We start from the raw sequence: 12,827 nt of genomic DNA, 5'->3' as shown, positions 1-12,827 counted from the left end.
GGGCCCGCGGTGACGGCCGTGCCCACCCGCCCGTTCGCCTCCGCGGTCTCGCGCTGGGGGCAGGACCCGTGGTCGCGGGGCTCCTGGAGCCTCATCGGCCGCCACGGCTCGCCCGCCGACCGGGTCCGGCTGGGCTCACCCGTGGCGGGCCGGCTGCGCATCGCCGGTGAGGCGACCCACCCCACCCGGGCGGGCATGACCCACGGCGCCCACGAGCAGGGCGTCGCGGCCGCCGACTGGGCCCTGGGACGGGGGTTCACCCGGGTCGCCGTCGTGGGCGCCGGCTTCGCCGGGCTCGCCGCCGCGCGCCGGCTCGTCGAGGGCGGGGCGCGGGTGCAGGTGTGGGAGGCCCGCGAGCGCACCGGCGGGCGCGCCGCGCCGGTGGAGGTGGGCGGCGGCTCCTTCGACCTGGGCGCCAACTGGCTGCAGCAGTACGACGACAACGTCCTGGCCCGGGTGGGCGAGGGGATCGGGCTGCGGACCGTCGCCACCGACTTCACCGACCCCCTGGTGCTCGGCCCGCCGGTCGCCGCCCCCGACGCCGCGCGGCTGCGCCGGGAGCTGGAGCGGCGCACGGCGGCCGCGGCGCCGGGCACCTCCCTCGGCCACGTCGTGGCGCGGTGGCTGCGCTCCCCGCAGCCGTGGACGCGGCAGGAGGTGCGCCGCTTCGTCGACGCGGAGGTGGTCCTGGACGCGGGAGCGTCCCTGTCGTGGCTGAGCGCCCGCCACGGCGTGGAGGCGGGGGTGGGGGAGGGCGACCGGTGGATCGTCGGCTCGTACGGCCTGCTGGTGCGGCACCTGACCCGCGGGCTCGACGTGCGGCTGGGGCGGCCGGTGCGCCGGGTGGAGACGACTGCGGACGCGGTGACCCTGGTCGGCGACGGCCACCGCTGCTCCGTCGACGCCGTCGTCGTGACCGTCCCGGTCCCGGTCCTGGCCGGCGGCGCGGTGGAGTTCGTCCCCCCGCTGCCGGCCGCGCACCGCGCCGCCCTGTCGCGGCTGGGGGCGGGGCGGGTGGAGAAGGTGGTGCTGCGCTTCGAGCGGGGGTTCTGGCCGCGGCACCCCTCGGGGTACTACCGCGTCCACGGGCCGCGGGCGGGGGAGGTCAGCGAGTGGCTGGACGCCACGCCCGCCGACGGGACGCCCACCCTGGTCGGCCTCTTCGCCGGGCCCTGGGTGGAGCGGCTGTGGGCCGGCACCGACCTCGACGTCGCCGAGGCGGCGACGGGGATCGTGCGCGCGGCGGTGCGGGAGCGGGCCGGGGCGCCGGGCCCCGGCTGACGCGCCGCCCCCGCGCCCAGGGACTCCCAGGTGGCGCCCCGGGTGTTCCCCGGTCCCGGTGCCAGCGTCGTCCCCGGGCCCGCGACGTCGCGGGCCCGGTCGGGAGGAGCACGCCGTGGCGAAGCAGCGCATCGGACGGGGGCCGCTGGACGTGGCCCTGCAGGACACCCCCACCTCGCACCCGCGGTTGTACGTGCGCGACGGGAACGGGCTCGTGGTGGTGCTCCCCGTGCCCCCGCGCTCGCTGCCCGCCGTCCGCGTCCACCTCGACCGCTCCGGGCCGGGGCGGGAGTGCGACGTCGAGCTCGTCGACGACCGCGGCGAGGTCGCCTCGCGCTGGGGGGTCTTCACCGACCCCGGGGGGGCCGCCGCCCTGGCCGCGGTGCTGATCGGGACCGACCGGGACCTCGTCGGTGCCCGCGTCGTGGCGCCCGCGGGCGGGCCGGCCACCGCGCGCTGAGCCGGTAGGGGCCCGCACGCATCGGCCGACGGGTCGTGGACGACACGACGAGAAACTCCTCGGGGTCGAGGCGGGGCACGGTGACCGGGCGGGAGCGACCCGCCCGGTCACCGCCGTGCGGCCCGGGACACCCGGGACGGCGGCGGTCGTCCCGTCGGCCGGCTGTTCGACCGCCGGGCGTCCGCCACCACCGCCCGGGCCGCCGGCGGGGGGCCGGCGACCGGAGCGGGGCATCACCGGTTCGTCACCGCACCCGCGGGGCCGTCCTCTCGTCCTGGTCGTCCTCCGGGAGGTGGACGTCGGAGACCTCGAGGTTGACCTCGGTGACCTCCAGGCCCGTCATGCGCTCGACCGAGGCAATGACGTTGCGCCGCACCGCGGTGGCGAGGTGGTCGATGGGGGCGCCGTACCGGGCGACGAGTTCGATGTCGATGGCGGTCTGCCGTTCCCCCACCTCGACCGAGACGCCCTGGGCGTGGTTCACCCGGCCGCCGGGGATGCGTTCGCGCAGGGTTCCGACGGCACGGGCGGCGCCGCCGCCGAGGGCGTGGACGCCAGACACGTCGCGGGCCGCGATCCCGGCGATCTTGGAGACGACGGTGTCGGCGATGGTGGTGCCGCCGTGATCGGTGACCAGACCCGAACCGGTGGCGGAGTTCCGCTGACGCTCGGGAACCCGGCTGTCGACGTTTCCGGCGGTGCGGCCCGGAACGCTGCCGGTGGCCGCGGTGCGGGTGGTGGTGTCGGTCACGGTTCCTCCTGGATCCTCCGGTGAGGCGCCCGACCGCTCTGCTGCAGCCGGATCCTCGCTCTCACGGGGGGTTGGAGCGGGAACGGGACGGATCGTCACGCGCCCGGTCGTGTGACGTGCGTCACGCGCCGTTCCCGTGCGGAGAGCAGTGGTTCCCCGCGGCGCGGACGGCGACGGGGGTGACCGTCCCGTAACGCGGGGAACACGCGGAAACCCGTTCGCGGCGTTCGTCGAGGTGGTTCCCCGGTGGGACCCGTCACCGAATCCCGGGAACGTTCTTACGGTTCTCACGACCGGATAGTTGAACGTGCTATTGCTTCGGAAATGTGCTGACATTCAGCCCGATGACTTGACGGACAATGCGATGGAGCACGCGTCGTGACAGCGGATGTGGACACGGGTGGTGAGCGGGACCCTCACCGCCGCGCGACGGCGGGCTCCGCGCGCGTTCCGGGAACCGGTGCCGCCGATGCGGTTCCCGACGGTTCCCCGGAGTTTCCCGGGGAGGTTCCGGCCGACGTTCCCGCGGGGTTTCCCGACACCCCGGACGAGGCTCCGGACGCGTCGCTCGCCCGGTGGGCGGCGATGGGCGACCGCGACGCCTTCGCCCGCATCGTGGACCGCCACGGCCCGGCGTTGATGCGCTACGCCCGCAACCTGCTGTCCGGTTCCGACGTGGAGGACTGCGTGCAGGACGCGTTCCTGGCCGCCTGGCGCGGGCTGCCCGCCTTCCGCGGGGACGCGTCCCTGCGGACCTGGCTGTTCACCCTGGCCCGGCACGCCGCGTTCGCCCGGCTGCGCCGCTGGCCGGCGTCCGGCAGCCGCCCCCACGTCCCGGTGGAGGAGGTGCAGGACCGGTTGCGCGACTTGCGCGAGGACCCGGAACGGTCGAGCGTGGAGACCGCCCTGCGCCAGGCCCTTGAGGTGGCCCTGCAGTTGCTGCCCCCGCGCCAGCGCTCCGCCTGGCTGCTGCGCGAGGTCGAGGGCCTCAGCTACGAGGAGATCGCCGCCGTGCTGAGCACCAGCCCCACCGCGGTGCGGGGGCTGCTCGAACGGTCCCGCACCACCCTGGCCACGACCCTGGAGGACTGGCGGTGACGACGACACCCGACGACGCGGCGCGAGCCCCCGCACCGGACCCCACGTCCCCGGTGGCTCCGGGGGACGTGGCCGCCCCGGAGCGGGGGCTCCACGTCCTGGCCCGGGCCACCGACGCGCTGCGGCTGCACACCCCCTCCGGGTGGCGGGCGCTGCGCGCCGACCTCCTCGACCACGCCCGCCGGGTCTACCGGCCCTCCGCGCCCCTGCGGGCCCGGCACCCCGGCGGGGAGTACGTCGTCGCCGGCGACGTGCTGGTGGCCCGCGTCCGGGCCGCGCTGGCCGCCGTGCCCGGCGTCGAGGTCACCGCCGTCCGCTGCACCACCAACGCCCAGGACCGCCTCGACGTGCTCACCGTGCAGATCGCGGTGGTGTTCGGGACACCGGTGCTCGCCGTCGCCGGCACCGTCCTCGACCTCACCGCCACGGCCGTGGAGGGCCTGCTGGGCCCGGTCGGCGCGGAGGGTCCGGCGCCGCGGGTGCACGTGCACGTCGGGGACGTCACGAGAGCGCGGCTGTGATCCACGCCACAGCGCCCGGCGCGTGAGGATCGGGGGACGGGTTGCTCCAACCCCTCGTCCGTCGACGCCCGGCCGCACCCCGCGGCCGGGCCCGTGAGGGAGGAACCCGTGACCGACGAGCCCGACCGTCCCGCCACCGCTCCCGAGCCCGGGACACCCGCCGCGGGCGCCCCCGGGGCCGGGGGGACCCCCAGCGCCGGGGACCCCCGGGAACCCGCCGCCGCACGCGGCGCGGTCACCACGACCGACGCCGTCGTGGCCCGGATCGTGGCGCTCGCCGCCGCCGCGGTCCCGGGGGTGCACTCCCTCGGGGACGCGACCGCCCGGCCCGCCGCCGTCGCGCGCCGCCCCGTCCCCGAGACGGTGCCCGAGCCCGGTGTGCGCGTCGCGGTGGGGTGCCGCCGGGTCGCCGTCGACCTCGACGTCACCGTCGAGTACGGCACCCCGGTCGCGGCCCTGGCCGACCGGGTGCGCGCCGAGGTCGCCGCCGCCGTCCGGCGGATGACCGACCTCGAGGTGAGCGAGGTGCACCTGGCGGTGTCCGGGGTCGAGCGTCCCGCGACCCCGGCGGGGCCCGCGGGGGGGGAACCGTGATCCGCACCCTGCGCCCCACCGGGCTCCGTCCCTCCTCCCGGTCCGGCCGGTCGCGCGCGTGGGCGGGAGGACGACGGCCCCGCCTGGTGCGCGCCGGGATCGGGACCGTTCTCGTCGTGGCCACCGTCGTCCTCGTCCTCGGACCGGTGCTCGCGCTGCTGGGAGCGGCGGCGAGCCTGGAGCCCCTGCTCGACGTCCCGGCCGTCGCGGCCGCGGTCGTCGTCGTCCTGGGGCTGCTCGGGTCGGCCGCCTTCCTGGCCCTGGCCTCCGCCACGTACCGGGCGTGGCTGGGGTGGACGTTCGTGGCCCTCGCCTGGCTGCTGGCGGTGCTCGCCTCGCTGTGGCCGCTGTGGCCGCTGTGGCCGCGGCGGACGCCACCGTGGACCACGCCCGCGACGTCCTGCCCCGGGTCGTGCACCTGGTCCGCGAGTCCGTCTGACCCCCCCGCCCAGCTCCCTCCCCGGGAGCCGGACGGCGCGGCCCTCCGCGGACGCCCCGGACGGCCGCCGCGCCGCAGCGCGACGGCCGTCCGGGGCCGTGGTGGCGGGGAGCCCCGCCGCCGGGGTCAGCTGGGCACGTAGTCGAAGGTGTCCGGGTTCGGGCCGGTGCGACCCGCCTCGCCCTTGTCCAGCGCCGAGATCAGCGCCAGGTCCTCCTCGGTCAGCTCGAAGTCGAACAGCGCGAAGTTCTCCTCCATGCGCGAGGGCGTCACCGACTTGGGGAAGACGATGTCGCCGCGCTCGACGTGCCAGCGCAGCACGACCTGGGCGGGGGACTTGCCCAGGCGGTTCGCCACGGCCGTGACGGTCGGGTCGTCGAGCACCTTGCCCTGCGCGATGGGCGACCACGCCTCGACGCCGATCTGGTGCTCGCCGCAGTGGCGGCGCACCTCCTCGTTGCCGAAGTAGGGGTGCACCTCGATCTGGTTCACGGCCGGCACCACGGTGGCCTCCTGCGCCAGGCGCTGCAGGTGGTTCACCTGGAAGTTCGACACCCCGATCGAGCGCAGCTTCCCCGCCGCGCGGGCCTCCTCCAGCACCTTCCAGGTGGAGACGAAGTCGCCGCCGTAGAGGGTGGGCAGGGGCCAGTGGATGAGGTAGAGGTCGATGGGGCCGCGCAGCTTCTCGACGGAGTCGTCGACCGCCTTCCGCGCCGCGTCGGGCTCGTGGAAGCCGTTGTTGAGCTTGCTGGTCACCCAGATCTCGTCGCGGGGCACGCCGGAGTCGGCGATGCCCTGGGCCACCTCGGCCTCGTTGCCGTACATCTGCGCGGTGTCGATGTGGCGGTAGCCGAGGTCCAGGGCGGTCTTCACGGCCTGGGCGGTGTCGCCGGGTTCGATCTGGAAGACGCCGAAGCCGAGCTGCGGGATCTCGCGACCGTCGTTGAGCAGGATGGTGGGGACTGTCATGGCGGACACGCTGGTACGTCGCGTCACCGCGCGCATCCCGAGACGAGGGGCGTATGGTCCCGCCGTGGGCATCAAGACGTTCCTCGAGGGCTGGCCGGTCTACCGGCAGCTGACCGGCGACGACCCCCTGGGGCGCGGCGCGGCGACGCAGTCCGCGCGCTCCAAGTCGCTGACCCCGCGCACCGCCACCGCGGACCGGGTCGCGAAGTCGGTGTGCCCCTACTGCGCCGTCGGCTGCGGTCAGCGCGTGTACGTCAAGGACGAGAAGGTCGTCCAGATCGAGGGCGACCCGGACTCCCCGCACTCGCGCGGGCGGCTGTGCCCCAAGGGCTCCGCCAGCGAGCAGCTGGTCAACGGCGACTCCCGCGCCACCCGCATCCGCTACCGCGCCCCCTACGCGACCGAGTGGTCCGACCTGGACCTCGACACCGCGATGGACATGATCACCGACCGGGTGATCGACGCCCGCCGACGCGGCTGGCAGGACCACGACGAGCTCGGCCGCCGGCTCAACCGCACCATGGGGATCGCCAGCCTCGGCGGTGCGACGCTGGACAACGAGGAGAACTACCTCATCAAGAAGCTGTTCACGGCCATGGGCGCGATCCAGGTCGAGAACCAGGCCCGCATTTGACACTCCGCCACGGTGCCCGGTCTGGGTGCCTCGTTCGGTCGCGGTGGAGCCACCGGTGACCTGCAGGACCTGAGCAACGCCGACGTCATCGTCATCCAGGGCTCGAACATGGCCGAGTGCCACCCGGTCGGGTTCCAGTGGGTGATGGAGGCCAAGGCGCGCGGCGCGAAGGTCTTCCACGTCGACCCCCGCTTCACCCGCACCAGCGCGCTCGCGGACACCCACGTCCCGATCCGCACCGGCACGGACATCGTCCTGCTCGGGGCGATCATCAACCGCGTGCTGACCCAGGAGCGCGACTTCCGCGAGTACGTGGTGGCCTACACCAACGCCTCGCACCTGATCAGCGAGGACTTCCAGGACACCGACGACCTCGACGGGCTGTTCTCCGGCTTCGACCACGAGACCAACTCCTACGACACGAAGTCCTGGCAGTACGCCGGGACGGAGCAGCACGGGGACGAGGAGGAGGAGACCGCCGAGTCCAGCGACAGCGAGTCCGGGCACTCCCTCGGGGCCGGGGGCGCGGCGGTGGAGCACCGCTCCATCCAGCGAGACGAGACCCTGCAGGACCCGCGGTGCGTCTACCAGGTGTTGAAGCGGCACTTCGCCCGCTACACCCCGGAGATGGTCGCCGACGTCTGCGGCATCCCGACCGACCTCTTCGAGGAGCTCGCCGAGGCCTGGATCTCCAACTCCGGCCGGGAGAAGACCGGCGCCCTCGTCTACAGCGTGGGCTGGACCCAGCGCGGCACGGGTGTGCAGTACATCCGCGCCGGGGCGATCCTCCAGCTCCTGCTGGGGAACATGGGCCGCCCGGGCGGCGGGGTGATGGCCCTGCGCGGGCACGCCTCCATCCAGGGCTCGACCGACATCCCCACGCTGTACAACCTGCTGCCCGGCTACCTGCAGATGCCGCACGTGGAGCGGCACCCCGACCTCGCGGGCTACATCGACTCCATCAAGGGTCCGGCGCAGAAGGGCTTCTGGGCCAACGCCGACGCCTACACGGTGAGCCTGCTCAAGGCCTACTTCGGCGACGAGGCGACGGCGGAGAACGACTACCTCTTCGACGAGCTCCCCAAGATCAGCGGTGACCACGGCACCTACAGCCAGGTCATGGACATGATCGAGGGCGGGAAGATCTTCGGGTACTTCCTGCTGGGCCAGAACCCCGCCGTCGGCTCCGCCAACGGTCGCGCCCAGCGCCTGGGCATGGCCAACCTCGACTGGATGGTCGTGCGCGACCTGGTGATGATCGAGAGCGCGACCTTCTGGAAGGACGCGCCCGAGGTCGAGACCGGCGAGATCGTCCCCGAGCAGTGCCGCACCGAGGTGTTCTTCCTGCCCGCCGCCTCCCACGTGGAGAAGGAGGGCACCTTCACCCAGACCCAGCGCCTGCTGCAGTGGCGGGAGAAGGCGGTCAACCCCCCGGGCGACGCCACCAGCGAGCTGTGGTTCTTCTACCACCTGGGCCGCCGGATGCGGGAGAAGCTGGCGGGGTCCACCGACCCCCGCGACCAGCTCCTGCTGAAGCTGGCCTGGGACTACCCCCTGCACGGGGAGGAGCGGGAACCCAGCTCCGAGGACGTCCTGAAGGAGATCAACGGCTACGGGCCCGAGGGCCTGCTGCCGGGGTACACGGCGCTGAAGGCCGACGGGTCCACCTCCAGCGGGTGCTGGATCTACTCCGGCGTCTACGCCGACGACGTCAACCAGGCGGCGCGGCGCAAGCCGGGCCGCGAGCAGTCCCTGCACGCCCCCGAGTGGGGCTGGGCCTGGCCGATGAACCGGCGCATGCTCTACAACCGCGCCTCAGCCGACCCCGAGGGCCGGCCCTGGAGCGAGCGCAAGGCGCTGGTGTGGTGGGACGAGGAGGCGCAGCGCTGGGTCGGGGACGACATCGCCGACTTCGAGGCGACGAAACCCCCGTCGTACCGCCCGCCGGAGGGGGCCACGGGGGTCGCGGCCATCGCCGGTGACGACCCATTCATCATGCAGAGCGACGGCAAGGGCTGGCTGTACGCGCCGAAGGGCGTCGTCGACGGCCCGCTGCCGGCGCACTACGAGCCGGCCGAGTCGCCGTTCCGCAACGCGGTCTACACCCAGCAGGCCAACCCGGCCCGCGAGGTCTACACCAACCACCTCAACGAGGTGCACCCCTCGCCGCCGGAGCTCGGCAGCCAGGTGTTCCCCTACGTCTGGATCACCTCCCGGCTCACCGAGCACCACACCGCCGGGGGCATGAGCCGGTACCTGCCCTACCTCGCCGAGCTCCAGCCGGCGCTGTTCATGGAGGTCTCCCCGGAACTGGCCCGCATGCGCGGGCTGGAGCACCTCGGGTGGGCGCACGTGGTCACGGCCCGCGCGATCGTCGAGGCGCGGGTCCTGGTCACCGACCGCCTCGCCCCGCTGAAGGTCCAGAACCAGCTCGTCCACCAGATCTGGCTGCCCTACCACTGGGGCCAGGGCGGCCTGACCACCGGCGACGTCGTCAACGACCTCATGCACCTCACGCTGGACCCGAACGTGCACATCCAGGAGTTCAAGGCCGGGACGTGCGACGTGCTGCCGGGACGGCGGCCGCGGGGTGCGGCGATGCTCGCGCTCATCGACGAGTACCGCGTCCGCGGCGGGGTCACCATGGCCTCCGGTGCGGTCGCGGTGACCGCCGACCTCATCGCCCGCGACGGGCAGGAGCGCACCGACCTCGCCCAGGGCGGCGACGACCACGTCGGGGACGGGCACGACGACGACGAGATCGACCGGGTGCTCAGCGTCCGCCACGACGTCCGGTCCAGCCCCGAGCACCCCCAGCAGGACGTCGAACCGGCGGTCCTGGACGCCCACCCCGCTCGCGGGCTCGACCGGAGGGCCGACTGATGGTCACCCTGGACAACCTCGGGAGCAGCCTCTACGGCCGCCTCGACGACCCGGCGCGCGACGCGGGGTACGACTCCCCGCCCCCGCGCAAGGGCTTCTTCACCGACACCTCCGTGTGCATCGGCTGCAAGGCCTGCGAGGTCGCCTGCAAGGAGTGGAACGCCGTCCCCGAGGACGGCATCGACCTGCTCGGCATGTCCTACGACAACACCGGCGGCCTGGGGGCGGACTCCTGGCGCGCGGTCGCGTTCATCGAGCAGTCGCGCCCGGCGGTGGACCGGGTCCAGCAGGACGCGGTCGCGGCCGGCTTCGACGCCTTCGCCGAGGCCTCTCGCCTCGGCACCGCCGTCGAGGGCGGGCACCCGGTGGCCGAGCGGGCGCACGAGAACCTCACGGGCGGCGGAGGCGGCGGGGGGTGCGGCGGCGGGTGCGGCAGCGCCCCGGCCGCCGCGGCTCCGGCGGCCGCCCCGGCGTCGGCCCCGGCGGGGCAGGGGAGCGGCGGGCAGTTCCTCGGCATGCCGGGGATGCTGGCGCCCGCGCCGCTGCCCGACCGCGACGGGCGGCAGGACGTCCGCTGGCTGATGATGTCCAACGTCTGCAAGCACTGCACGCACGCCGCCTGCCTCGACGTGTGCCCCACGGGGGCGCTGTTCCGCACGGAGTTCGGCACCGTCGTCGTGCAGCAGGACGTCTGCAACGGCTGCGGCTACTGCGTCTCGGCCTGCCCCTACGGGGTCATCGACAAGCGCGAGTCCGACGGCCGGGCGTGGAAGTGCACCCTCTGCTACGACCGCCTCGGCGACGACCAGACCCCGGCCTGCGCCAAGGCCTGCCCCACGGAGTCCATCCAGTTCGGCGACCTCGACGAGCTGCGCGAACGCGCCGAGCGCCGTCGGCAGCAGCTGCACGACGTCGGCGTCACCGAGGCCCGCCTCTACGGGGAGAACCCCGAGGACGGGGTCGGCGGGGACGGCGCGTTCTTCCTCCTCCTCGACGAGCCCGAGGTCTACGGCCTGCCGCCGGACCCGGTCGTCACCACCCGCGACCTGCCCTCGATGTACAAGCACATGGCGGCCGCGGCGGGCTTCATGGTCCTCGGCGTCCTCGCCGCGGCGGTGGGGCGGCGATGAGCCCGGACCCGGCTCCGAAGCCCTCGCAGCAGACCCCGCACCAGCCCGGTCAGCCCGGTTTCGAGCACGTGCCCGGCACCGACCCCATCGGCGGGCAGGCCGCGCGGATGTTCAGCGCCGAGATGGGCAAGCGGGAGAAGCGCAAGGGGCGGCGCGGCGACGTCAACGCCGTCGTGCCCGACGCGGAGTTCCGCTCCTACTACGGGCGGGCCGTCCTCAAACCCCCGGTGTGGACCCACGACATCGCCTACTACCTGTTCAGCGGGGGGCTGGCGGCCGGCTCCTCGATGCTGGCCGCGGTGGCCACCGCCCGCGGTGACGTCGCGGCGCGCCGCGCGCTGCGGATCACCTCGCTGGGGGCCGTGGGCGCCAGCGCCTACTTCCTCATCATCGACCTCGGCCGCCCCGAGCGCTTCTACAACATGCTGCGGGTGGCGAAACCCACCTCCCCCATGTCGGTGGGGACCTGGATCCTCACCGCGTACGGCCCGCTGGCCGGGGCGGCGGCGGTGTTCGAGGCGGCGCCACTGCTGCCGGAGCGCGGCGTGCTGGGGCTGGCGCGGAAGGTCGCGGGACCGCTGGGGCACGTCCTCGGGGCGGGAGCCGCGCTCACCGCGCCCCTGCTGGCCACCTACACCGCCGTCCTGTTCGCCGACACCGCCGTGCCGAGCTGGCACGAACCGTTCCGGGAACTCCCGTTCGTCTTCAGCGGCAGCGCCCTGGCCTCCGGGGCGGGGGCCGCGCTCGTGCTCGCCCCGGTCTCCCAGACCGGTCCCGCCTCGCGCCTGGCCGTCATCGGTGCCACCGTGGAACTCGCTGCCGCGCACCGCATGGAGACCGCGCACGGGCTGGTCAGCGAACCCTTCCACCTCGGGCGGCCCGGGAAGTTCCTCAAGGCCGCCCGGGCCCTCACCGCCCTGGGCGCCGTCGGCGCGGTGCTGGGACGGCGGTCCCGGGTGGCCGCCGCCGCGGCGGGGGCGAGCCTGCTCGCCGGGTCGTTCCTGACCCGCATGGCGGTCTTCGAGGCCGGTGTCGCCTCCACGAAGGACCCCAAGTACGTCGTCGTTCCCCAGCGGGAACGGCTGGAGGCCCGCGAACGGGCCTCCTGATCCCGAGGAGCACCCCATGGCGTACAAGACGCCGGACCAGATCGCCGTCGCGGCGGTCGCCAGCGGCATCAAGAAGGCCCACCTCCCGATCCCGAAGATGCTCGTCGGGGGTTTCCTCGCCGGGGCCTACATCGCGTTCGCCGGGCTGCTCGCCGTCGACGTGACCGCGGGCCTGGACCCCGCGATCTGGGGCGGGGTCACCACCCTGCTCACTGGGGCGGTGTTCAGCATGGGTCTCGTGCTGGTCATCGTGGCCGGCTCCGAGCTGCTGACGGGGAACATGGCCCTGGTGCCGATCGCCCTGCTGAGCCGGAAGGTGAGCCTCGGGCTCCTGGCCCGGAACTGGACGTTCGTCCTGCTCGGGAACCTCGTCGGGGCGTTGTTCGTCGCCTACCTCCTCGCCGTGCAGACCGGGGTGATCGGGCCGGAGGGTTCCCCGTCCTTCACCCGGCTGGCCGCGATCGCGACCACGAAGGCCGTCACCGAGGACGACGCGACGATCTTCCTGCGCGCCATCGGGTGCAACTGGCTGGTGTGCCTGGGCGTGTGGATGGCGCTGGCCGCCGAGGACGTCGCCGGCAAGGTGCTGGCCATCTTCTTCCCCATCACCGCCTTCGTCGCCCTCGGCTTCGACCACGTCGTGGCGAACATGTTCTTCCTCCCCGCCGCGCAGTGGGCCGGGGTCCCCGGCATCGGCTGGGGGAACATCGTCGGCAACTGGGTCTTCGCCGCCCTGGGCAACGCCGTCGGCGGCGGGGTCTTCGTCGCCCTCGCCTACTGGTTCCTCTACCTCAAGGGCACCGAGCACAGCGGCCGGGACACCGCCCCGGCCGCGGCCCCGGCCGCCTCGGACGGGGCCGGGACCGCGGGCGCACCCCGCCACTAGGTCGCGCCCGCCGACGCCGACGGGCCCGCCCCGGGCCCCGCGAGCGGTGGCCGCGGGGCCCCCTCAAGCCGC

Annotated in this window: 11 protein-coding genes and 1 pseudogene; 10 read left to right on the top strand and 2 right to left on the bottom strand. The window is 74.4% G+C overall.

The window, feature by feature from the left end; all coding sequences use genetic code 11:
• Positions 1–9: 9 nt before the first annotated feature.
• Positions 10–1,281 (top strand): FAD-dependent oxidoreductase, encoded by a 1,272-nt coding sequence (locus tag KRAD_RS03085; protein WP_011981782.1) that lies wholly within the window; start codon positions 10–12, stop codon positions 1,279–1,281.
• A 115-nt stretch (positions 1,282–1,396) separates the two neighbouring features.
• Positions 1,397–1,741: a hypothetical protein gene (locus KRAD_RS03080; protein WP_011981781.1), complete on the top strand. Its 345-nt coding sequence runs from the start codon at positions 1,397–1,399 to the stop codon at positions 1,739–1,741.
• 244 nt (positions 1,742–1,985) lie between these two features.
• Here the strand turns inward: KRAD_RS03080 and KRAD_RS03075 are convergent, their stop codons facing one another.
• A complete protein-coding gene (locus tag KRAD_RS03075) occupies positions 1,986–2,492 on the bottom strand; it encodes an Asp23/Gls24 family envelope stress response protein (protein ID WP_011981780.1) in 507 nt (168 codons plus the stop codon).
• A gap of 585 nt (positions 2,493–3,077) precedes the next feature.
• Here KRAD_RS03075 and KRAD_RS03070 point away from each other — a divergent pair.
• The 4 genes from KRAD_RS03070 (at position 3,078) to KRAD_RS03055 (ending at position 5,286) form a co-directional block, all read left to right on the top strand.
• Positions 3,078–3,590, top strand: a complete 513-nt coding sequence (locus tag KRAD_RS03070; RefSeq protein WP_049821051.1) for an RNA polymerase sigma factor — start codon at positions 3,078–3,080, stop codon at positions 3,588–3,590.
• Entirely contained in the window at positions 3,587–4,111 is a 525-nt protein-coding gene (locus KRAD_RS03065) for a hypothetical protein (protein WP_011981778.1), read from the top strand. Before KRAD_RS03070 ends, KRAD_RS03065 begins: the two co-directional genes overlap by 4 nt.
• A gap of 108 nt (positions 4,112–4,219) precedes the next feature.
• On the top strand, positions 4,220–4,705 hold the full coding sequence (locus KRAD_RS03060; protein ID WP_011981777.1) for an Asp23/Gls24 family envelope stress response protein: 486 nt from the start codon (positions 4,220–4,222) through the stop codon (positions 4,703–4,705).
• A 116-nt stretch (positions 4,706–4,821) separates the two neighbouring features.
• Positions 4,822–5,286, top strand: a complete 465-nt coding sequence (locus KRAD_RS03055) for a hypothetical protein (RefSeq protein WP_157873460.1) — start codon at positions 4,822–4,824, stop codon at positions 5,284–5,286.
• On the opposite strand, the gene KRAD_RS03050 is transcribed toward KRAD_RS03055, so the two are convergent.
• Positions 5,271–6,113: an aldo/keto reductase gene (locus tag KRAD_RS03050; protein WP_041292582.1), complete on the bottom strand. Its 843-nt coding sequence runs from the start codon at positions 6,111–6,113 to the stop codon at positions 5,271–5,273. The two genes, KRAD_RS03055 and KRAD_RS03050, sit on opposite strands and share 16 nt — an antisense overlap.
• Positions 6,114–6,177: 64 nt before the next feature.
• Here KRAD_RS03050 and fdh point away from each other — a divergent pair.
• The 4 genes and pseudogenes from fdh to KRAD_RS03025 form a co-directional block, all read left to right on the top strand.
• A pseudogene (fdh, locus tag KRAD_RS03040) lies at positions 6,178–9,402 on the top strand (formate dehydrogenase); the annotation flags it as partial.
• Positions 9,403–9,629: 227 nt separating this feature from the next.
• Positions 9,630–10,760 (top strand): 4Fe-4S dicluster domain-containing protein, encoded by a 1,131-nt coding sequence (locus KRAD_RS03035; RefSeq protein ID WP_011981772.1) that lies wholly within the window; start codon positions 9,630–9,632, stop codon positions 10,758–10,760.
• The gene (nrfD, locus tag KRAD_RS03030) at positions 10,757–11,869 is read left to right on the top strand and encodes an NrfD/PsrC family molybdoenzyme membrane anchor subunit (RefSeq protein WP_011981771.1); all 1,113 of its coding nucleotides are present in this window, start codon (positions 10,757–10,759) and stop codon (positions 11,867–11,869) included. Before KRAD_RS03035 ends, nrfD begins: the two co-directional genes overlap by 4 nt.
• A 16-nt stretch (positions 11,870–11,885) precedes the next feature.
• A complete protein-coding gene (locus tag KRAD_RS03025; RefSeq protein ID WP_011981770.1) occupies positions 11,886–12,755 on the top strand; it encodes a formate/nitrite transporter family protein in 870 nt (289 codons plus the stop codon).
• Positions 12,756–12,827: the final 72 nt, after the last annotated feature.

The sequence above is a fragment of the Kineococcus radiotolerans SRS30216 = ATCC BAA-149 genome, assembly GCF_000017305.1.
Taxonomy (GTDB): Bacteria; Actinomycetota; Actinomycetes; order Actinomycetales; family Kineococcaceae; genus Kineococcus; species Kineococcus radiotolerans.
Note: the sequence above shows the minus strand (reverse complement) of the source record. Positions and strands in the feature narration are given on the sequence as shown.